This is a genomic window from Bacteroidota bacterium (assembly GCA_020161395.1).
GTDB lineage: Bacteria > Bacteroidota > Ignavibacteria > Ignavibacteriales > Ignavibacteriaceae > UTCHB3.
In genome coordinates this window covers 120,126-142,456 of the sequence record JAIUOE010000009.1, presented here as the reverse complement: position 1 = coordinate 142,456, position 22,331 = coordinate 120,126, and the positions used below count along the sequence as shown (strand labels likewise).

The 22,331-nt window shown below is 41.7% G+C and carries 16 protein-coding genes; 3 read left to right on the top strand and 13 right to left on the bottom strand.

Translation table 11 applies throughout. The features are described from left to right. Nucleotides 1-279: 279 nt before the first annotated feature. From LCH52_13860 to LCH52_13840, 5 genes are all read right to left on the bottom strand, one after another. Nucleotides 280-741, bottom strand: coding sequence for an integrase core domain-containing protein (locus LCH52_13860; protein MCA0389570.1), 462 nt, complete (start codon nt 739-741; stop codon nt 280-282). 8 nt (nt 742-749) lie between these two features. Further along, entirely contained in the window at nt 750-1,121 is a 372-nt protein-coding gene (locus tag LCH52_13855) for a hypothetical protein (protein ID MCA0389569.1), read from the bottom strand. Nucleotides 1,122-1,123: 2 nt separating this feature from the next. Continuing rightward, nucleotides 1,124-1,486, bottom strand: coding sequence for a transposase (locus LCH52_13850; GenBank protein ID MCA0389568.1), 363 nt, complete (start codon nt 1,484-1,486; stop codon nt 1,124-1,126). 92 nt (nt 1,487-1,578) lie between these two features. Then, nucleotides 1,579-3,648 carry a glycogen debranching protein GlgX gene (gene glgX / locus LCH52_13845; GenBank protein MCA0389567.1) on the bottom strand — a complete coding sequence of 690 codons (2,070 nt, stop codon included), beginning with the start codon at nt 3,646-3,648 and terminating at the stop codon, nt 1,579-1,581. A 1-nt stretch (nt 3,649) separates the two neighbouring features. Beyond that, entirely contained in the window at nt 3,650-6,046 is a 2,397-nt protein-coding gene (locus LCH52_13840) for a hypothetical protein (protein ID MCA0389566.1), read from the bottom strand. Between the two features lie 443 nt (nt 6,047-6,489). On the opposite strand from LCH52_13840, the gene LCH52_13835 reads away from it, so the two are divergent. Beyond that, nucleotides 6,490-6,687: a hypothetical protein gene (locus LCH52_13835; protein MCA0389565.1), complete on the top strand. Its 198-nt coding sequence runs from the start codon at nt 6,490-6,492 to the stop codon at nt 6,685-6,687. Between the two features lie 602 nt (nt 6,688-7,289). On the opposite strand, the gene LCH52_13830 is transcribed toward LCH52_13835, so the two are convergent. From LCH52_13830 to LCH52_13795, 8 genes are all read right to left on the bottom strand, one after another. Further along, nucleotides 7,290-8,426, bottom strand: a complete 1,137-nt coding sequence (locus LCH52_13830) for a hypothetical protein (GenBank protein MCA0389564.1) — start codon at nt 8,424-8,426, stop codon at nt 7,290-7,292. Between the two features lie 660 nt (nt 8,427-9,086). Beyond that, the gene (locus LCH52_13825; GenBank protein ID MCA0389563.1) at nt 9,087-13,121 is read right to left on the bottom strand and encodes a T9SS type A sorting domain-containing protein; all 4,035 of its coding nucleotides are present in this window, start codon (nt 13,119-13,121) and stop codon (nt 9,087-9,089) included. 35 nt (nt 13,122-13,156) lie between these two features. Continuing rightward, nucleotides 13,157-14,746: a T9SS type A sorting domain-containing protein gene (locus LCH52_13820; protein MCA0389562.1), complete on the bottom strand. Its 1,590-nt coding sequence runs from the start codon at nt 14,744-14,746 to the stop codon at nt 13,157-13,159. Between the two features lie 415 nt (nt 14,747-15,161). Further along, nucleotides 15,162-15,650 carry a histidine phosphatase family protein gene (locus LCH52_13815; GenBank protein ID MCA0389561.1) on the bottom strand — a complete coding sequence of 163 codons (489 nt, stop codon included), beginning with the start codon at nt 15,648-15,650 and terminating at the stop codon, nt 15,162-15,164. A gap of 16 nt (nt 15,651-15,666) precedes the next feature. Next, entirely contained in the window at nt 15,667-16,923 is a 1,257-nt protein-coding gene (locus LCH52_13810; protein MCA0389560.1) for a cyclopropane-fatty-acyl-phospholipid synthase family protein, read from the bottom strand. Further along, complete coding sequence (locus LCH52_13805) at nt 16,923-18,233, bottom strand: cytochrome P450 (GenBank protein MCA0389559.1); 1,311 nt, start codon at nt 18,231-18,233, stop codon at nt 16,923-16,925. Before LCH52_13805 ends, LCH52_13810 begins: the two co-directional genes overlap by 1 nt. After that, on the bottom strand, nt 18,230-19,519 hold the full coding sequence (locus tag LCH52_13800) for a T9SS type A sorting domain-containing protein (protein ID MCA0389558.1): 1,290 nt from the start codon (nt 19,517-19,519) through the stop codon (nt 18,230-18,232). Before LCH52_13800 ends, LCH52_13805 begins: the two co-directional genes overlap by 4 nt. Before the next feature lie 72 nt (nt 19,520-19,591). Then, on the bottom strand, nt 19,592-20,455 hold the full coding sequence (locus LCH52_13795; GenBank protein MCA0389557.1) for a hypothetical protein: 864 nt from the start codon (nt 20,453-20,455) through the stop codon (nt 19,592-19,594). A gap of 189 nt (nt 20,456-20,644) precedes the next feature. Here LCH52_13795 and LCH52_13790 point away from each other — a divergent pair, with 189 nt between their 5' ends. Both LCH52_13790 and LCH52_13785 read left to right on the top strand, forming a co-directional pair. Further along, nucleotides 20,645-21,616 carry an aldo/keto reductase gene (locus LCH52_13790; protein MCA0389556.1) on the top strand — a complete coding sequence of 324 codons (972 nt, stop codon included), beginning with the start codon at nt 20,645-20,647 and terminating at the stop codon, nt 21,614-21,616. Nucleotides 21,617-21,631: 15 nt separating this feature from the next. Further along, the gene (locus LCH52_13785; GenBank protein MCA0389555.1) at nt 21,632-22,117 is read left to right on the top strand and encodes a hypothetical protein; all 486 of its coding nucleotides are present in this window, start codon (nt 21,632-21,634) and stop codon (nt 22,115-22,117) included. Nucleotides 22,118-22,331 lie beyond the last annotated feature (214 nt).

The window sequence follows — 22,331 nt, the reverse complement described above, 5'->3', positions numbered from 1 at the left end:
CTTGACACCCTCATGGAGATTCTATGTCCACCCTTTCGGTAACTAAGAGGACAAAGCGAATATATAAACGAAATTTGTGCAGAAAATGAAGAAAACTTGGGTGCTCCTATTGCTTTTTAACATAACAGGTATGAGCTAATTGTCAGCTCATACCTCATAGCTCATAGCTTGTCAAGTCCTAAAAAAAGTTTACACATTAATTAGACTATTGACCACTTAAATATATCACCAGCAGGGGTTTCTAAGGGGGATGCAATCCCCCTTAGTCTGGGACCTTTTTCAATTTTTTTCACTACTCTCATATACCGACGATGGCGTCCTTAAATTTAGTGACCAGTGAGGCCTTTCATAGTTATAGAACTTTACTGCCTCTTTTACCGCCTTTTGTGCACTCTCAACACTATTGAATCTGCTGCCAAGTTTGTACTCTAATTTAAGAATTCCGTTTACTCTCTCTGCTATCGCATTCTCATACGGATTTCCCCTCTCTGCCATACTTATTTTTATTCCCTTACTCTTGAGTAACTTTATATATTCTTTGCTGCAATACTGTACCCCTCTGTCAGAATGATGTATCATTCCCTGTGTATCTCTGATCACCCTGAATGCCATCTTCATCGCACGGATAACTCCCTCTATTCCCAAACTGTGAGAAAGATCGAAACCAACTATCATTCGTGAACTGACTTCGGTTATCAGACTCAAATAATAAAAACCACCTCCCACCCTGATGTAGGTTATATCACTGACTACCCACCGTTCTTCCTGCTCATTGCACTCTCATCAAGTTCATTTTTGTAAACTTGAAAGCCATGATTAGAATTTGTCGTTCTTGCTTTAGTTGTCTTGCGCTCCACCAGTAAACCATTGTTACGCAATATGTTAAAGAACCTGTCCCTGCCTATTCCTCTCATATCCAGTTCCGCCTTTGCAAGGCTGTATAGCTTCCTACTACCCATTTTGGGGTGATGCAGACGATGTAGCCTTACAAACTCAAGGATTATTTCATTCCTCAACCTCTCCATAGTTTCCCTGCGCTCATTTTGATAATAGCCCTGACGCGTTATACCAAGAGCTCTACAAAGTCCCGCTATACTCAGTTTCTCCCTTTCATTTAACAAATCTATGACTTTTTGCTGTACTTTTTTTTTAAGTCTATTCCGATCTCTTGACTTGCTACTGCCACCACTTCACGATATGCTCGCTCACGAAGTATACTATCGGCCAGCGCTGACTCCAATTCCTTGATCCGCTTCTGGAGTGTCTTTATATGATCTGCTTCTTCCAGGGTCTCTATTCGTATCTTCTTTGTCATCAGGTTTGTCCTTCCGTATTTCTTGATCCATTGCTTTATAGTATTGTTACCGGTGATTCCGTACTTACGCTGCATACGATCGATTGAACAGTGCGTCCGCTCTATTTCCTCTATCACTTGAAGCTTAAAACTCTCACTATATCTCTTTACTATTCTCTCGTTTACAGACATTTGCTTTTCTCCTTTGCAAATTTATCATTTCTCCATCTGTAAACTTAATTCAGGACAAGACAGCTCATACTTCAAACTTCATACCTCAAACTTCATCTCATGGTTGCATACAATATCACAAAACTTCTTCCGGTGGCGAGATATTTATCTCCCTCCACACAGACACCTGAACCGGGAGGATGGAAATCTTTGGGACTCTCCTGGGCTGTGTCGACAATAACCTCCCATTGAGTGGCATTGTTATAGTGAGGCAGTTTGAAGTCCAGCTCACCCCAAAAACTGTTCAGAATAAAGTGGTAGTATGAATTGTTCCAAAAATCTTTCAGGGTATATGAAATTGTAAGCGAATTGTCGCTAAAATCGGGTTTGAAGGGCTCTACCCCATGCCAGTCGATAATCGAAGCACCAAAATTCCCGCCGCTTAACCAAGGTGAACACCATGTGAAGATGTGATGAGTCCTGGTAAAATGAATCATCTTTTTAGTGAACTGCAGAATATCCCTGTTTTTGTGTACCAAAGACCAGTCGAACCAGTTCATTACATTGTCGTGACAGTAGGCGTTGTTATTGCCGTTTTGCGTCCGCCTAACCTCATCCCCCATAAGCAGAAGAGGGGTTCCCTGCGAGGTAAAGAGTAACGCTATGTAATTTTTGATAAGCCTTTTTCTCAGTTGTTCAACAGCCCGGTCGTTTGTTGGTCCCTCCACACCGCAGTTCCATGAGAAGTTCTCATTTGTTCCGTCCCTGTTCTCCTCTCTGTTTTCCTTGTTATGTTTTATTGTGTATGAAACGAGGTCATTCAGAGTAAAGCCGTCGTGACAGGTCACGAAGTTGATTCCGCGTGCAGGATTCCTTAGTGGATCGGGATAAATGTCGGGACTCGCGGATATTCTCTGTGCTATTATTTTTGTCATATTATGGTCACCTCTGACAAATCTTCTCACATCATCCCTGAACTTCCCGTTCCATTCAGCCCATTTGTAACCGACAAAAGAACCGACCTGATACAAGCCCCCCGCATCCCAGGCTTCTGCAATCAGTTTGGTGCCTGCGAGAACGGGTTCAGACTCAATCTGCCAAAGAACCGGCGGATTCTGAAGGGGTTTCCCGTCATGATCCCTTGCGAGAACCGATGCGAGATCGAAACGGAATCCATCAACATGCATGACGGAAACCCAGTATTTCAACGAATCGATTATCATCCTTTTTACAACGGTATTGTTTGCATTCAGAGTGTTTCCGCAGCCCGTGTAGTTTGCGTAGCCGTAGGGATTATCCTCATCGAGGATGTAATATTCCTTGTTTTCAAATCCTCGGTAGGAAAGGACGGGTCCCGTCTCGTCTCCTTCCGCCGTATGGTTGAACACAACATCAAGAATCACTTCGATTCCCTCTTTATGCAGTGCCTTTACCATGTCACGAAACTCGTTTACCGGACCAAAAATCGACTGATCGGAGCTGTATGCCCTGTGCGGAGCAAAAAAAGCAATCGGGTTATATCCCCAGTAATTAACGAGAGGCGGTTTTACATCGTGGGGATCAAACTGCTGGACCGGCAACAACTCAACCGAGGTGATGCCAAGTTCCTTAAGATACGGGATTTTTTCAATGAGCCCTCTGAATGTGCCCCGGTGTTTTTCATCAACTCCCGAATTAGGGTTGGCAGTAAATCCCTTCACATGCAGTTCATAGACGATTGTTCTCGTCCGCTCGAGATTCAGCGGCATATCCCCCTCCCAGTCATAGTCGGAAGGATCAACCACCACACTTCGCATAGAGCACTGCACATTGCTCCCGGGTTTTCTTGCTGCCTCCCTGTTATAGAGATTATCCACAACAAGGAGGGAGTAGGGATCGATCAATACTTTTTCGGGATCAAATTTCAGCCCCTTCTCAGGATTGAACGGACCGTAAACACGGTAGGCATATATCTGTCCGGGTTTTATCCCCTCCACAAAGGCGTGCCAGTAAAAATATGTCCTGTGGTTAAGGATACTCAATCTTATCACTTCCGAGGGGTGCCCTGCCTCGGGTGAATCGAAGAGGAGTATCTCTACTGCTGTGGCATTCCGTGAATAGACACAAAAGTTAACCCCCGAGCGGTCGGGGGTTACAGTTGCACCTAAAGGATAACTCTTTCCTGAGAAAACGCGTCTTTGCATTTTACTTTTCCAAAAGAAAGATTTCGTATCCTGAAGGACTTAATTTTACCTTGATCTGATTACTCTCGGTAACAATTCTTTCTTTCGTGAGGGGATTTTCAGCATATCCGACATCATAAAATGCAGGAAGATCGACGGTTACAACCTCCTCTTTTTCAGATTTGTTGAGGAGCACGAGCACTCTGCCATTGGCATCAGATCTGATGTAACCAAGGACATTGTGCGAGCTGACAACAGTATAAAAATCACCGTACCTCAGGGCGGAATATTTGTTGCGGAGACCAATCAGTCTGGTTATATCTTCGAGTGTCTTCTTCTCATATCCGTTTAATTTGTCGTCAAAATACATCATTCTCCTGTTGTCGGGATCTGATGCACCTGTCATTCCAAATTCAGACCCGTAATAAACCACGGGCAAGCCGGGGATGGTCATCATGTAAGCGTAATAAAGCTTCAGCTTGTCATAACTCGAAGGATTGTCAACCTTGGGCGGTGCGTTCCAGCCGATCTCGGCAGCTCTTCCGTCGTTTATTTCAAGGTCGCCATCTGCATAAGCCATATATCTGATCTTGTCGTGGCTGTCCATTATGTTACCCATAACATGAATCGGGCCATAAACATCGAATGTTTTCTCCATTTCAGTGGATATCAGCTCAAGTGAAGCATTTTTATTCAGAAATGCAACAATCGCCACATCAAACAGGTTGAAATTGAATTGTGAACTGAGCTGACCGTTGTTCACATAGGAACTGATCATCGCATAATCACCAAATGTTTCACCGATCTGATAAACCTCTATATCCCTCTTTCCTTTGAAGTGCTTCTTTATTTTTGCCGTAAGCACACGCCAGAATTCATTCGGAACATGCTTTACTGCATCGTGGCGGAATCCGTCGGCACCCGTCTGTTCGAGCCACCAGATTGCGTTGTCACTTACAGCATTGAGCGCTTTTTTCGATTTTGTAAAATCAAATGATGGAATGTAAGGTTCGAACCAGGTGGTCAAACGATATTCGTCCCAAAGTCGGAGATTTTTTCTTCCGTCGGGAAGATCGAGGCTTCCAAACCAGTCGGGATGCTGCTTGAACCAGGGATGTTCCTGATGCACATGGTGGGAAACAAAATCGAGGAGAATTTTTATTCCTTTTTTGTGTGCGGCTTTCACGAGTTCCTTCAGTTTTGCCATGGTGCCAAACTGCTCTTCAACTTTTGTATCACTTACGGGCCAGTAACCATGATAACCTGTGTACCATCTGTTCGGTGCAGGATACTCCCTCCAGGCGGTCATCGGATTGTCATTCACGGGTGAAATCCAGATGGTGTTTATCCCGAGTTTCTCAAAATAACCGTCCTTTATTTTGTCGATTATTCCCTGAAAATCGCCACCCTGATAGTTTGCAGGCGGGAAAACGGAGTCTCTTACCACAGGCTTGTTTATCGATTTGTCGCCATCCTTGAATCTGTCGATCATGATGGAATAAATAATCGCATCGTACCAGTTGAATTTTCCTTTACCGGCGGGGGCACCATCCTGTAACTGGATATATTGCCAGTTGGTTTTTTGACCGTCCTTGGTGATTGCAACTCTTAAAAGCCGGTTCCCTTTCATATTCATTCTGGGGAGTGTAACAACAACAATTCCATTTTCAATCTTCACTTCCGAGTCGGTAAGCGATTCATTGTCGAGCAAAGCTGTGATATTCTCTTTTGCAACAGGTTCCGGTTTGCCATCTTTTTCACAGATAAAATGGAAAAATCTGAACGATTTTGACTCTTTCACTCCCAGGTTATGGAGAAATGCACGACTTTTGAACGGTTTTTCAATGATAATAACGGAATTGAAGGCTCCCATTCCGTTCGGTACTGAATCTTTGTTTGCGGGATCAACTATCTCTTCACCATCACCAAAAAACTTGTACTCGTATCTACCCGGTTCTATCGGAACGGATATTTCATAAACACCGTCGCCGTTTGCATCGGTCATCGGGTCATACTGGCGGTTCCAGGCGTTAAACTGACCAATGACCGTAAGGTGTTTATATTTTTTTGCGGGCTTGAATGAAAAAGTGTGAAATCTCTGTTTTGCAGCAACAACAGGTATCTGATAAACTGTTTTTTTATATTCAAATGGAAGCAGGGTTATTCCCTCGAAATCCTTGTCAGTTTCCACCCTGAGGATGCTGTCCTTTTCGCTATAGGATACTTTGAGGGCTTTATTCTCCTTGAATTTCACCTTGTAGTCACCGGCATACCAGAGATCAGAAATTCTGAATTCACCCGTCTTGCCCGATACAACTCTTAGGGGCTGGATAATGTCCGTAATCTTCTGAGCGTAACCACCAACGACAAATAATATAGTAAAAAGAACTGCCGTAATCACATTCGTCTTCAACTTCACGATTCCTCCGTAAATGTTTGAAATAATCGGGGAAAAAATTTAATTTGTAACTTCAAAATAAGAGAGATTTGTCAATTTAAGGCAAGGGAAAAGGAGAGTTTTATTCAGCTTGAAAACACAGACCGTCATTTGAATTACTTGCCCGGTGAGCAGAATATTTCTTTATTTATCTTTATATTTGTGTATGCCTGATAAAACCTTTATAAAAGAAACGCTCGACCCGATTTTCTGGGATTATGATGTTGATGTAATTCAATTATATCTCATCACTCTGGAGCAGGAACCCGGCTATGCTTTCTTAACCAAGGAGTATATCCTTAAAAGAATTCTTGAGCGAGTTCCCTGGTATAGCATTCTTAAATTATACGGCAAAGATAACCTTATACATAACCTTACCCATGAATTGATTGAAAAGATTCGAGACCGGGAGATAAGGAACAGATATGAACTCGTCAGAAAAGTTTTACACGGAGAACCTCTACCCCCTACAGGATGGAGTGCTGAAAATCGTTCGAGACTTAAGAATTCCCTTTTATCTGACCGGTGGAACCGCTCTTAGCAGATTTCTTTTTAACCACCGGTATTCTGATGACATAAAAAAGCCCGTCACCCCGAAGGATAAACGGGCAAGGTTTAGTTAGGTGAGGGGGAAACTCATTCAAAACCGTGGCTGTTATATTTCATTTCGATGGAGCAGTTATATGCGTCATCCGCAAAGGCAAGGGCAAATCTTTTGAGAATTTTTATTTTTTCTCTTAAGTTTGGAAGGGATTAAAGCAACTTTAGTATTCGTGCTTTTACACATTTCGCGATTAATCTTCAGGCAATCTCAAAATAAAGGAAATTGCCGGTTTCATGTCTTATCCCTCACACTTGCGGTGTAACTACCGGTTCGTTCACTCTTTTCAATAAAAAATATAAACATTCATAAATGGACTGCAAAACTAACAATTACTTAAAGCAAAAACAATGCAAAAATATAAACTTGATGCATAACACACAGGTCTTTTTGAAATGGCAGGCTGCCCCTCTCGAGACAGCCGTATAAATTAGTTGTAGTTTTCGGTTTCCGACCCCCGAATGAATTTCACGAGAATCGGGACTACTTCAAGAGCAAAGCTTTCATCGTTTCCATTAATCGAGAATGATATTTTAATGAATTCATTAATTAAATTTAAAGTAAAATATTTCCGATGCAAAACTTCTAAGGCGGATGAAACATAAGACCTCCTTTAATTAAATTTTATCTTTTAAGAATTGTTACCAATCCCTGATTTCCATCTGATCCAGCTGCCACAACGATATTGTTCTTTATTTTAATTTTACCGTAGGATGAATTGGGATTTTCAGGAAACAACTTTTTCCATTCAATTCCATTAAAATGAAACAATCTATCGTATGTGCTACCCGCAAATATATCATTTAGACGGGTTCCTTTTATGCAGTAAATTGTTATCAAATTTGGATCTTCTTCTTTGCTCCATTCTGAATCATTCATATCCTTAAAATAGATTCCATCACCAACAACAAATATTTTTTTACCTGGATAAAGCCAGCCTCTCAAAACGAAATCTGAAATTCCTTGTTTGCTTATTTCTGTTGCCTTTTGGCCCTCTATCTTAAATATCTTTGAAGTAAAGCCAAGAGAATATTCGGCACAAACGGCAAGTATTTCATAAGATTTTGTTCTTTTATTATAATCACCATAAATGTTGTTTACATACAAATCAGTTCCAGTTTCAATAGGGGTCCAGACTGTTCCATTGTAGTGATATATTTTGCCACCATAACCTCCGGCATAAATATTATTGCTATCGCTTCCCCAGACATTTGCTGTAGCCAATGGAAGTTTTTCAGAACGGATTTGTGTTGTCCCATCATACCAGGTCACACCAAAAGTACTAAACAACATCAAATTATTATTGGTAAAAGCTAATATTCCGGTAATTTCAGGTACTGCAAGAAAATTTCCGGGTACTTCATACCAAATTCTTTTATATTCCCATCCCGTTCCATCCCAATGTGCTGCATTGTAGTCTAAATAACCTGAAAGATTGGTATCAGGAAGAACGAACAGACCAACAGCCCAGATATCATTCTCACTAATTATTGCAATATCATTTACATAACTATAGTTGATATTTGTACTCCCGAGGTAATGCTTGGTACGGCTAAAGGAATTGCCGGTGGGTGAAAGTGTGGTAAGATTTGTTACATTGGAAAATATTGTGGAATTGTTGGGAGGAGTTATTGATGCCTGAAAAACATAAACTTTGGAATGGGTAAGAGTGGGTATGTACAAAAGCGTATCAGTAGTTACCACCGTAATGGACATAACTGTCTGGTTATCCTGCAGTAGCAATACCTGTGCAGGTAACATCTCCGGAGGAGTGGACAGATTAAGCCAACCTTCCGTGCATGACATATCGTCAACTGTAAGAACAGGTTTTTCTACCTCATTATCGGTCGGCGATTCTGAACAGCTCGTAAATAATCCTAAACCCAGAAGAAACAAAATATAAAACATTTTCATGCTAAACCATTGATTAAGATGTACAATCGGAATACAATCCGGTTACTCTACGACAATTTATATAAATAATAGATTGTTCATGAGTTATTAAGAGTTAAATCAGGGGGATGTTTATAAACAGCAGGTTTCCCGGAGAAGAACCGCCATATGGTTCTCTACAGGGTGAGGAAGGTACGATACGATAGATTATTTGCTCTAAAAGGGCCCGAAGAAAATCCTGGAACATCCTGCCGGATAACTTGTAATAACCGGACAATTTTTGTCCCGGTTATTTTATTTCCTGCGTTTACATTACTCTCCCGTGTTTAATTATATCCTGATAATAAGTTACGAATTATTGTAATTAATGTCAAGAGATCTAAAAAATATTTTTAACATGAGTTATTACACCAATAATTGAAATTTATTTCACCATAGATATTTTAAAAGGCTGACCCTCTCGAGACAGCCTTAATAATTTAACATTCTTGTGCGGGCTTTTCAGCCATCAACCTTCATTCCTCAGCCCTATTTAAGGAGCAAAGCTTTCATCGTTTTGCTGTAATTGGAGCCTGTATGTTCAAGCGATTGGGCATTCAAACGAATTACATAAACACCTGAAGAAAGATTTGTACCATCAAACCTTTCCTCATAGAACCCTTTCTCCATTTCACCGCTTATGAGTTCTGCAACTTTCTGCCCCGTGATGCTGTAAACCGTCAGGGTTACACTGCTTCTCTCTTTTAGCGAGAATTTTATCATCGTTTCAGGGTTGAACGGGTTGGGAAAGTTATTGAAGAGTTGGTACTCTAAAGGTAAAGTCTCGGTTGTTGATGTTACCGTTGAAGGTTTCATCATATTCGTGCCCGATGTAAGAATGTAATTTACTTCTTTTGTATATGAACTCAATGGATATAATCTGTTCATATCATTTTTGAGAGCATCAATCTCTTCGTCCCGGTTTCCTTCTCCAATCAGGTGAATGATTTTCAGATAAGATGCCCTTGCTGCATGGTCAGTTCCTTGATAAACTGATATCAGGTTTGTCAGGTGAGTTTCTTTTCTGTCTATCTGATATTCCGAAAGCAAAAACAGAGCCTTTGCCGTAAGATCGTTTTTAACAGGCCGGTTGCCAACCGTTTGAAGAACCGAGAAGTAACTTTCGATGTCTCCGGGGCTATAGGTTTTACCGTATATCTCCAATGCTTCACATGACATTTGCATGTTTTCCGGGTTGTTGATCAACGGAAGTAATATTGCCCTTGCTGCAGTCATGTTTCCTTGTCTTATCTGTTTCCTTGCCGCTCTTAACAAACTATGTCCTCCGCCCGATGTGAACCTCCCCTGACTCTGTGATATCAACTCATCGTCAATCTTCATGGCTACTTTACTTGCCAATCCCGAGTAAATCGATCCTGTTGGCGGATCATCCAGATAATAGTCAGTATAGACTATACTGCCGGTGACTGAATATATGTTAAACAATGCCGGGTCTTTTGTCCCCCAGTAATTCCGTTCCACATAGACATTGCAGTTGGTATCTGCCATCACATTGAATATGGAATTATTTTTGATCGTGTTTCCACCACCGGATATCAGGATACCTCCTTGATCATTATCCACATAACCAAGCATCGGTGATGAGTTAAGAGTTATTATTCCAACATCGTTGCTGTCGATTAAGTTGTAACTGTTGATCTCGTCAGTTGTATCATAGGGGTTTGAATTTGTTACACAGTATAAGCCGTAATCATTTTTTCTGATAGTGGTGGCGTATATCTTTGGGGATGAATTCGATAGCGTAATTCCTCTTCCCTGATTGTCCCAGGTTGCATTGTCGTGAATGTTACAGTTAACGATCTTTGCCTTCTCGGTACCATAACTGTGAGTCCAATGCATCACTATTCCCCAATAATTGTTGAATATTTCGCAATTCTGAATGTCATCATTATCAGTGGTATATGAGTAGTAACCAATTCCCGCGTTTTTGATCCTTGCATGATTTAACACGACATTTCCATTGTTGTTAACAATTCCGTTTTGAGTGGATTGCCAATAAGGGACAACAAAGTCGAACACTACCGGTTCCTGAGCCGTACCGACAACATTCAGGTTTCCATTGGAGAGGATAAGCCGTGAATGATTCTTAAAAGTCAGTGTTGTGCCCCCGGTTATGGTAAGTGTTGCATTATTAGATACTGTCAGGTCACTGTAAAATGTTGTGTTGTAACCAAGAGTATCATTTTGTGTAATATTTGTAATCTGTGGTTCAATCTTTAACAGGGTTCCCTCTCCTGCACCAAGGAAAATCGTAACTGCACCTGTTTTGGTTGTAAAATACACAGAGTCAGTTTTTAAATCTGTAACTGTGTAATAATCCCAGGTTGAATTAGGGAAATTGAGATAAAATCTTACATTTCTGCATGATGTATCCGCATATTCTTCAAGGTTATCGGGTGAATTCTCAGGTTGGAGATTGCACCTTCTGTTTACCAGATAAATGAATTTTGCATCCTCAATTTTCCCGGAAGGGGGAGATTTTTCAACAAAATAACCTGTTTCCACAAATGTTTTGTTTGAATCATCGTCTTTTCCAAAATAAGGATATCGGGTGGAAACATTAGCAATCCAATTTTCTGAACATGAGGAGTTATCATGCCAACTTTTTGCATCCTTCCACCTCAATCCCAAAAGCGTTGACTCAATTGGTTTGATCGAGGATATGAAACTTTTAACCGCAAAAAATCTTTTGTTTTTAATCTGATTGTATTCAGGGTGTTGTACACTTCCGTTCATCGTTGAATGAGAAGTATCATAAACTTCACCTGCTGCATCAAATAAGCCATAAGTATTCCAAACTGTGTCATAATAGTATTGTTGTAGATTAGGATTGAATTTTAGAACAGGTGGTTTTGCCCTGGTAGGGATCATATAATACATAAATCCCTTAGCACCATAAGCCAAAGCTAAATTCCCTTGAGCAAATATCTCACTCCATGTTGGGGCTCTCCTCGAATGTGGACCTGAGACATAAACCGGTGAACCTGGCGAACCCGTAACATATTGTTCTGAATGTACGCCCATGGTAAAGATCAGAGGAATATCGTCGGATTGAATATCAAGAGTAAAGTTTTGGGCAGCCATCTGAGCTCTTTTTAGTCCGGAGAATTGATAATCTTCTGATTCACCAAAGTTTCCGTAATTTATCAGAACATCCAGTCTGTGCTGAATGCTTGTCTGACCAATTGTGGTATTGGCATCTATGGGGTAAATGTTGTAAATAATTGATCGCTTAGCTTCTTCTCCTACCGGCTTTGCATAATTTCGTTCAAACTCAAGAAAATAAGCCGGAACACCTCCGGTCGCTCCATTTAACTCCAATGTTGTAGCATTAACCGAGGTTGCTTTTTGGTATATTTTAGATTGAAGTTCTTTCCTGTAAAGTGCCGATAGTTGAAATGGTTCATCTGCATAGAAGCTTTGAAATTTCGTATTCGTTAAATCGCCATTCGGATAGCGGTTAAATAATGTAGTAGCTATTTCATCAACACTTATTGTTGAGTCAACATACAGCTCCGCGAATTGTGTACTGACAAAAGTAATCTTATCGATGTAAATACTTGCGTTACCATGCCAGTAGATATAAAATCCGAGATCCATATCCTGACTAACCTGAAATGCATTTGATTCAAACCAGACATAGTCATTTGTATCAGTAATAGCGGTATTCATCACAACCTGTGTTAAACCAATTGGTCCTGTTTGTGCCGCTATTTGCCGAAAATAATCCCGCCTTAATTCAAGTTGAGGATCATCTGTGTTTCCTGTCCAATTACTGATATTGATGGTAAAAATCTCTTCCTCATTTGTCGGGACATCCTCCATCCGAAGATAAATCCTCATTTTGTACCACAGGCTTGGATCAGCAAGTTGTGTCCATGGGAGAACTCCCCATAACATTACACCCCGATCGTGCGAGTTAACTTTAGAGTATCTTGAACTGTGTAGAGTAGTATTAATAGTTTCATCAATATTCGCCCCTGTAGCATCCAGCGGTGGTTGATAATTCGGTTGCATACCCCAATAACAGGTGCCTGAACCGCCTGCTGTGGTGAAGCCAAAATTATTAAGTTTATTAATTGAGCCTGCTATATCGCCTCCAAATTCAAGCGGATAATCCTTTACATCATGCCCAAGGGAATTCAGGTACTCTGCAGGAGTGAATATTACGGGAGGATTAGCCCAGGTTTTGTTTTTCCATTGAAATCCCATATCATTCAAGAAAAATGAATGTCTTAAGGATTGGAGATTATCAAGATGGTATTGACCGTCGGTAACGATGTTGGTCAACCCAAGATCTTTAAGTGAATCAAGATACCACCCTTTAGAGTTATACTCCGAAATTAGCGATGTAGAGGTTGTACCATCCCATGGATGGCTCAGGGCATTAACGACAAAGTCGAAAAAGCCTGTATGCGGGAAATAATCAATTCCCGGACGAGGTCTGTCCTGTCCAAAGAACATTCCTGTTAAAAGAAGTATGATTAATGCAGCCTTTTTCATAGCGCATTCCTTTTTTTTGTTGTAGTTTTTTCCCTTTACTTCAAGAACTGAAGTTTCAAACTCTTTAATACACTTTTATCACCTTGATGTAATTCTATGGTTAAAATATAGACACCTGATGATTTTACTATTTTTGAAATATCAACAAATAATGCATGTTCGCCAATATTCTCAATTTGGGTGGTGGCGTAAACTTTTTTACCTGTTATATCGTGAATACTTATATCTACTTCCCCTTCGAAGGGAAGAGTGTATGTGATATTTAAACTTGAGGAGGTTGGATTTGGAGATATATTAAGAGTTAACTGAGATTCAGTTGTTTCGGGTGCAGCCTCGTCTTTTACTGAAACAGGACTTCTTGTCCCCTTTATTATGTAAATATTACCGGGTTGGTTGGTTCCTGTATGATCAGTACCTCCGTTTTCACCGATACATATGTCATCAACTCCATCACCGTCCACATCTCCAATCCTACCTCCAAAATTTATTCGATAAATACCCGAAGACGAAGACGAATAGACTTTGGTCCTCTCTTCCTGCATTGGGTATCCTCCAAGATAGAGATTCATTATATAATAAGGCAGGTGGCGTAACATGTCATTACATCCATCGGCATTTATATCGCCGGGTGAAAAAGCCGCAGCCCAAGGGTAATTTTGCGTATTGATCCCCTGCTCCACTGTGAAGTTTGGGGGTCGGGTACCAAATGAAAAAACATCCGAATACCAATCAGGATGCGTTCCCGGATTATTGAAGATTATCTCTCCTTTACCGTCATTGTTAAGGTCTTGTATTAAATAGGTATGATCCACATATGCCATGGTATCGGTTATTTCGTAAAAACCATTAAAATCGAAATCTGTATTCCCATAATAAAAGCGAACCTTGCGTTCAGGTGCCGCTGTCGGTGCAGAATATTTACCCAAAACGATACTAATATCAGTCTTTCTGTCACCATCAATATCAGCAAAACTTGTATACGACCGCTTTATTTGGTACGATTGATCCGGGAACAATTCAATTTTGTGATATGCTTGGGTTGTCATGAGACTGTCTGTTCTAAAAAAATATATTCTGTCATTTAGAAATCCTGAGGTGACATTGTATCCACTTATACAAACAAAGTCTTCAAATCCGTCACCGTCGAAATCAATGGGCCAATTATGTCCCATCATTTCTACTAAATCGGAGATGTTGTCGATCCAGGAGAATGAAAAATCAGATATTGTATCAATCTCAGGACCGCCATAATAAATATCTATAATTTGTGGTTTAACATTGCCTCTTCTTTGGACGACTAAATCTCTGTAACCGTCTCTATTTACATCACAGGCAGTGGTGGTGGTTGGAGCATAGTAAGGAAATTTCAACGCAGAGGTGGAGGAAACAGGGTTACCTCCATAATAAAAATTTGCGTAACCATTTGGACCTACATTTGCATCCTGAACGCAAAGGATAAAGTCATCATACCCGTCATCGTTTTGGTCACCCATGTAGATCACAGCTTCATTCCAGTAGGGAGCTTTTTTTACAAAGATTACAGAATCAAACTGGGCCTCCGCAGTGAAACTCAACAATAAAACCAAACAGGGTAGTATTCTCAACGATTTAAGGTATTTACTCATACTATTTTCCAAAAAGATTAAGTATCTAAACAATGGCTTAAAGGCATCTTAATTGCTTAAAATGTCACCGTGTATCAGAATTGGTTTTGTAAAGGATTCCCGGAGAAGAACCGCCGTGTGGTTCTCTACAGGGTGTGGAAGGTACATTACGATAGAATATTTGCTCTAAAAGGGCCCGAAGAAAATCCTGGAACATCCTGCCGGATAACTTGTAATAACCGGACAATTTTTGTGCCGTTTGTTATATTTCCTGCGTTTACATTACTCTCCCGTGTTTAATTATATCCTGGAGTTAAATTACAAATTTTTGTAATTAATGTCAAGAGATCTCAAAAATATTTTTAATATGGAAGGGGGTATGTTAAGCAGGCTATCGACCTGAAGAGGTGGGAGATAATTTTCAGCGAGGTTTTCATCATTTTGGAGTATAGAAATGAATCAGTCTGAAGCTGGCATAATTTGCATCGCACCATTTCCCGGGAAATATAAACTGTGCAAGACCACATGTCGGCATTTCGATTGAATTAACAGGATTACCGGCGAGCCGGTTTACAAGATTTGTGATGCCGGGATTGTGAGCTACCAATAGAAGTCTTTCCGTCGATTCATCCGTCTGCCTGATTTGCGCAAGGATTTCTGCCGCCGATGCAAGATAGAGTGACCCCAGAAGAATTATATCCGCCGGTTTCCTGTTGATTTCCTTCGTCACCAGTTCTGCGGTGGTTTTCGCCCTGAGCGCTGTGCTTGATACAACAAGATCAGGCACCATTCCTTCCCTTTTCATTAAATTTCCCATGGCGGGGGCGTCACGGAATCCCCGTTTGTTTAAGGGTCTTTCGTGATCTGAAATGGAATCGTCATCCCAGTCAGACTTTGCATGTCGTAATAAATAAAGTTCCTTCATCTTTTCTCCTTTCATCTCAATACCAGCGGGTTAAAGGGGGATAATTCCCTTTCCCTTCTGTTTTTCGCAATACAAAATGGTAGAGGTTTATCATGTTCGAATTGAATCCGTATGCCATAAGCGCCATGCTCAATCTGTAAACCCTGTACATTACTTCACCTGTAACACCTGCAATTTCATCATGCCCGTTTTCGATGTTTTTTAGCCAGTGCCGTGCTGTCAGCATGTAGTGTTGACGAAGATTCTCGAGGTCATACACTTCAAATCCCCCTCTTTCGGCGATTTTTAAATACTCCCCGACGGGTGAAAGTTCATAGTCGGGCATGAAATATTTTGGTGCGAAAAGAGGACCGCGATATTTTCCCTTCGCTGCATTACTCGTAACAGCGAGCTGAAACGACAGTCCGCCCGGTTTAAGGAGCTGCCTGATTTTTTCAAAATATTGAGGGAGTGAATTGTAGCCGATGTGGTGCAACATCTCAACCGATGAAATCTTGTCAAACTGTTCATTTTCCATCTCTCTGATATCCCTCACCTCTACTCTGCACCTCTGAGTGAGCCCGAGTTGCTGAATCCGGGAATTCGCCAGTTCCGCCTGATTTTTACTCAGCGTGACACCCAGAGCAGTAACTCCATAATTTTGTGCAGCATGAATAACCAGGGCACCCCATCCGCACCCGACATCGAGTAACTTCTCTCCCTCTTTAAGGGCAAGTTTCCGGCAAATATAGTCGAGTTTATCCGTTTGAGCTTCCTCGAGAGGAGTATCCTGGGTTTTGAAATACGCACAGGAATAAACCATCTGAGGATCGAGCCAGAGTTTGTAGAGATCGTTGGACATATCGTAATGATATGAGACGGCATCTTTGTCCCTCTCGAGAGAGTGGGCTTGACCCGACATCCTCCTGGCGAAGTTTTTCTCTTTCTTTCGGGGACTTGAAGGCAGGGAGAGAATTTTGAGGAGGAGACTGAGATTTTCGGAATGCCCCCTCTTTACCCCGGACAACTCGTAGGCAGTTTCAAAAACTGAAAAAAGGTCACCTTCGATGTCAAACTCGTCAAAAAGATATGCTTCGGTTACATTCAATTCCGTCGGCGGAAAGATCGTATTCTTCAATGAACCCGCTGATTTCAGCTTAAGTGTAAAACCGGGTACCGAATCGGGGACGGGGTTCCACATTTCACCATCGGGAAACTGAATCATGAATCCGTTTTTCAGACTGTTACCCGTTGTCAGGGAGATTACCCGCCTTATTTTCTCGTTTTCGCTCATTATCTCATCTCAACTTTGAAGAGGAGAGCATCCTTTGCTTTCATTATTATTCCGGGATCTGCCTCGGGTGGATTTTTCCCCGTGTAAATGAATCGGAATTTGGGAGTGATGATTGAGAGGATCAGATGCATCTCGAACATTGCTATTCTTCTTCCTGTGCAGATGTGGGGACCCTGACCGAAGGGTATGTAGTGGAAGTGGTTCACCTCGGGCTGATCCTCTTCTACAAATCTTTCGGGGTTAAATAAATGCGGATTCTCCCAGTATTTTGGTGTTCTGTGTAACAGATATGGTGAGATCATCAGATACGATTTTGCAGGGAAGTGGAGCCCGTCAATATCGTCATCTTCGGTAACAATTCTGTAAAACGCCCATGCAGGGGGATAAAGCCGCAGTGCCTCATTTATCACAGCACCAAGCCAGCGTGATTCGCTTCCCGAAATAATCTTTTCGTCTGTGCCGGGACTGGTGGAGATAAGATACTGACTCCAGGAAAGCCCCTCTGCCACGGTATCAAAACCTGCGAAAAGAAATGTCATAATTTCATCCCGCACCTGGGTATCGTCGATCTCGCCCTGCTCTTTTAATTCCTTCAGGATGGAAGTGAGGGCTCCCGGTCGCAATTCATTTTTCACTATTCTGCCGAAAAATTCCGCGACAAAATCTTCAAGATATTTCAACGATTCAGTGTAGTAGAGTGGAGGAGTGTAGCGAAGACCAAACAGCCCCTTTACACCCGAAACGACATTTCTTATCAATTCCCCTTTTATACTCGTATAGTCGAGCACGGCGTCAAGCTTTGCGATGATGGTTTCTGGTTCAAACTTCAAATCAGGAGAGAACATCTCCTTCGCCAGAATTTTGAGCATCAAAGTTTTAAACTCTTTTTGCATATCGACATTGCCGGATTGCTTCGAAATGGCTTCGAGGTCAGAGCAGAATCTCCCTGTCTCCTCTCTTATTATCTGTTCGAACTCCGCATAATTTTTGGTGTGAAATGCAGGTGTCAGATTTTTTTGCTGCCTGACCCAGAGGTCGTGATCGCTTGTGAACAAGCCCTTCCCAAGGAGCGGGAAGATGCCCTTCAGCGATTTCCCTCTTGGGTAGTTCCGGTAATTTGTTTTTAGGATATGACGAAGGATTGAAGGGTCGTTCACAAGAAAAAGGATATACTTCCCGAACTTGAATGGAATTACTCTCTCACCCCCGGCGACGATATCGCTCAGCGTCCCAAGAGGATCCCGATAGAGTTTTGGAAGAATTTTTAGAAATGCAGCCCCCTTGTAACCGGGTAAATCGTGAATATTCATTTGTTAACCACCATTTTCTTTACCTGAGAGTACTTTTTACCCGCGGCAGTCACCACATTTAATTTGTAAAAATAGACACCCGAAGATGCTCTTCCGGCATCAAACTTAAATTCATAATAACCTGCAGCGTAATTTCCTTCGACTGCAAAGCCTGTTTCCCTTCCTCTGATATCATAAACCGTGAGGGTAATTTGTGCGGGTTCTGCAAGGGTTACGGGTATTACAGTAACGGGATTGAAAGGATTCGGGTAGTTTTCACCAAGTTTGAATGTTTCAAAGGATGAAAGGGGGATATCTTCCTTTATCCCGACGATACTCCTGCTGTACTTTGCAAAATAACCGTTTCTCCCTGCTGTGTAGCCTGTCAGGGAATCGGTAAACTGAATGTCATAAAGAATACCGCTGTCAGGGGCGGAGTATTCCAGCCAAACTGTCCCTTTATCCGGGGTATAGAGGAGTTTTTGTGCGAAACCGAGAGGTACCCACGCTTCAGTGTCAGTCCGGAAAGAGAGTCCGTAGGGCACTCCGAAAACATCAAGGCTTCTGTAATCCCAGGTTTCCCCTCCGTCTGTTGATTTTACAACTGCGGTTCCGTACTCAAAATCACCACCAATTCCGATGAGATTGAGACTGTCAAATACAATCAACCCCCGTATCGGCTCAGGTCCCACTCCATGCGATTTCCAGTAACCACCCGCATTCGTGGTTTTCCAGACAACTCCGGCAATATCTATATGCCCTCCAAAAGCGAAGGCGAGTGTGTCGGTATAAAATGAAAAACCGAGAACAGGGAAGTTTGTGAACTCACTCGTGTCGTTCAGTGCAGGAATCCATTCATCACCACCATTTGTGGTGCAGGCAATTTTACCTTCAAGTCCGCTCGTCCACCCCCGAAGCGAGTCGAGAAAATGAAGTGAAACAAAATAGACCTCGTCGCCTCTGTATCTGCTTTCCACCCAGGAATCACCGCCGTCGGTTGTTTTATAAAAAAGTGTACCAAAAGGGGATGATTCAAAATCGAGAGCGACTGCATACCCCGTTGTTTTGCTCACAAATGTGATATCGCTTATATCCTTGTTTCGGGGAAGTGTCTGCACCTGCCACGAACTGCCCCCATCGGTCGTTTTCATCACAAGACCGGTGTCGCCGGCAGCAAATCCGTAGAGACTGTCGATAAACGAGATTGAATTTATGGTTTTATGAGTGGGGACAGGGAGTTTCGTCCACTTAAAATTTTGGGGAAAGAGTGTAAAAGCGAATAAAAAAAGCGGTATAAGTAATTTCAAACTTCTGTTCCGATAATTGGGAAATCGAGTATGAAATTTACTTAAACCGCCGTAAAAAAAGAGTGATTAAAATCAGCCTATCCGTTCGATAACGGCTTCGACAAACCTTTTAACCGATTTTTCATTGTAAGAGAAGTAAAGACACGGCTCAAACATCTCGAGTTCAAGCACTTTAAACTCGTCTTTGGTCATTATCCCGTCCACTCTTGAATATAAAGTGTCGAAACCGAGTGCATCGTTTATCTCGTAAGCCATATCGATCATGTCAGCGGAGGGTTTGATTGATTCCACAATACCGCCATACTCCAGTTGTGTTCTGAACTCACCGGGGGCGGTCGTCTTCAGGACGGCATGACTGTATTCACCGTTAAAGAATACCAGAGAATACTCTCCTTTGGTTTCAATCTCCTCAATGTAGTCCTGAATCATCAGGTCGGAGAACTCGAGGATTTTGGCAGCAATTGCGTTATACTCGGTTGCCTCATCCCGGTGAACAAGATAGGTCTCGAAGGCACCGGCAGAAATTGCAGGTTTTATCACCACCGTCTTGAACCGTTTTCTTTCAAAAACCTCTTCCAGCTTCAGAATACTGGCTTTTGGAATAAACATCGTATCGGCAGTAAGCACACCTCTTCTCTGTAATTCCTTGATATAGCTCTTGTGAAGGTTTTTCTTGACGATTTCCGGTTTATTCAGAATTTTATAACCGGCAGCGTTGGCTTTATTCATCCAGGAAATATATTCAGCAGTGGAAAGATAGTAATCCCACGGGGATCTGATAATCAGAAGATCATACTCGTTTGGAGGGAGGGGTCCATCGTTCCATATAACCGGTTTCGCTATTATCTTTTTTTCTTTAAATGCAGGGATCAGAAGCTGATCATCCTCTGTAAGTTCCGGGTATTCCCGGCATGTTACCAATCCTAATTTGATCATTTTGCCAGACTTTTGTAATGATGATTATTAAAAATAATATGGAACGCAAAATAAAAACTTTTTACCTTTTATAAAAAATTAATTAGATAAATTACACAATTCCGGCGACCAACACCCCCAAATCGTTCTCTTTCAGAGTCCCTTATTTCTTATCTTTGCTTATTGGTTATTAAAATTTAAGGATTCAAAATGAAATCAAGACAAGTTGGCAAGTCCGACCTGAAAATCTCTGAAATCAGTCTCGGTTGCTGGACACTCGGTGGTTTGAACTGGGTTGACGGCACCCCGAACGGTTGGGCGAATGTAGATGAAAATGAAGTGGCGGACGCTATAAACTATGCCATTGACAATGGTGTCACCCATTTCGATAATGCGGATGTTTACGGAAATGGCAGAGCTGAAAGAATGCTCTCCAAAATTCTCGGCAAGCGAGTAAATGACATCACCATCGCCACAAAAATCGGATGGTTCAAAGGAACCGCAGCCCATGCCTACGAACCTGCCCATATCCGCCACCAGTGTGAACAATCACTCATCAATCTCAAGAGGGATTTTATCGACCTCTACTATTTCCACCACGGTGATTTCGGGAAAGACGATGTTTACCTCGATGACGCTGTTGAAATGATGTATAAACTGAAAGAAGAAGGCAAAATCAGAGTAATCGGTTTGTCCTCATATTCACACGAGCGGTTTGCAACCCTTGGTCCAAAAATAAAACCCGAAGCATTCCAGAGCTCCGCGAGCGCCATTGATGATAAATATCTCGTGGAAGGAACCCCGACTGCCAAGACAATGGAAGAACACAAAATTTCATTTGTTGCTTTCGGACCTGTAGCCCAGGGACTTCTTCTTGGAAAATATTCAAAAGACAACCCGCCTAAATTTGAACCGGGTGACCACCGTGCAAATGCCCCAAGATTTTCGGCTGAAAACCTTGCAAAACTTGAGCCAAAAATTGAAGCCCTCAAAAAAGAGTTTGGCAACACTTCGGAAGACCTCGCCCGGGTTGCACTTCAATATCTTTTGAAATACAATTCAGTTGCTGCAGTTATTCCGGGATTCAGAAATCTCGCACAGGTAAAGGTCAACCTCTCGGCTGCAGACAAACCCCTCACCGAGGATGAATTCAATTTTGTAAAATCAGTTTTTTCAGAGTAAAGGAGAATTATACAAATGTTTGATTTTAAAGACCAACCTTCTAAGGAACCTAAAAAAAGGGAATATGAAGAATCGGAAGAATTAAAATTTCTTGCAAATAAAGTGATTACCGAACAGAAACTCGACATTATGCCCGCACAGGTGGCTTACCTTCTTGTGAGCCCCAACATATCGAAAACCGTGCCGAGCAAAACCTTCAAAACAAGCCCCGAATTGAGATTCTTCTCCGGCTTTGATTACATAGTTGAAGTCTCCCTCGATCTCTGGACAGCTCTTGATGAGGCAGAACGATACATCCTTATGCACCATGAACTGCTTCATATTCTGCCGATTATGAATGAAAAAACGGGTGACTACGATTTTAAAATAAGAAAACCCGACTTTATCGCCTTCAAATCGATCCTCGATAAATACGGTGCCGACTGGAAGCAGAAAATAAAACTGAGCCTCAGCTCAATTCACAATCTGACGCCCGCTCAGGAAGACTCAATAAAAATATAAAGAACTTCAGAACCCCGGAGTTTCAGAACCTCAGAACACGGGAGAGCTTCAGAACTTCGAAACTTCAGTAGATGAGAACTTCGGAACCTCAGAACCTCAGAACTTCAGTATCCCGACTAAAATGATGTGCTGAATCTCTGAGGTTCCGTATCTCTGAGGTTCTTATTTGCATTTTGTCGGAAATATTTGTAAGTTAATCTATTAATCTTCATTA

Excerpts from the sequence above, each read along its gene's own strand:
- LCH52_13825 (MCA0389563.1), bottom strand. The coding sequence starts at position 13,121 with ATGAAAAAGGCTGCATTAATCATACTTCTTTTAACAGGAATGTTCTTT.
- LCH52_13790 (MCA0389556.1), top strand. The coding sequence starts at position 20,645 with ATGAAATCAAGACAAGTTGGCAAGTCCGACCTGAAAATCTCTGAAATC.
- LCH52_13835 (MCA0389565.1), top strand. The coding sequence starts at position 6,490 with ATGAACTCGTCAGAAAAGTTTTACACGGAGAACCTCTACCCCCTACAG.
- LCH52_13810 (MCA0389560.1), bottom strand. The coding sequence starts at position 16,923 with ATGAGCGAAAACGAGAAAATAAGGCGGGTAATCTCCCTGACAACGGGT.
- LCH52_13805 (MCA0389559.1), bottom strand. The coding sequence starts at position 18,233 with ATGAATATTCACGATTTACCCGGTTACAAGGGGGCTGCATTTCTAAAA.
- LCH52_13820 (MCA0389562.1), bottom strand. The coding sequence starts at position 14,746 with ATGAGTAAATACCTTAAATCGTTGAGAATACTACCCTGTTTGGTTTTA.
- LCH52_13785 (MCA0389555.1), top strand. The coding sequence starts at position 21,632 with ATGTTTGATTTTAAAGACCAACCTTCTAAGGAACCTAAAAAAAGGGAA.
- LCH52_13830 (MCA0389564.1), bottom strand. The coding sequence starts at position 8,426 with ATGTTACCTGCACAGGTATTGCTACTGCAGGATAACCAGACAGTTATG.
- LCH52_13795 (MCA0389557.1), bottom strand. The coding sequence starts at position 20,455 with ATGATCAAATTAGGATTGGTAACATGCCGGGAATACCCGGAACTTACA.
- LCH52_13815 (MCA0389561.1), bottom strand. The coding sequence starts at position 15,650 with ATGAAGGAACTTTATTTATTACGACATGCAAAGTCTGACTGGGATGAC.
- glgX (MCA0389567.1), bottom strand. The coding sequence starts at position 3,648 with ATGCAAAGACGCGTTTTCTCAGGAAAGAGTTATCCTTTAGGTGCAACT.
- LCH52_13850 (MCA0389568.1), bottom strand. The coding sequence starts at position 1,486 with ATGTCTGTAAACGAGAGAATAGTAAAGAGATATAGTGAGAGTTTTAAG.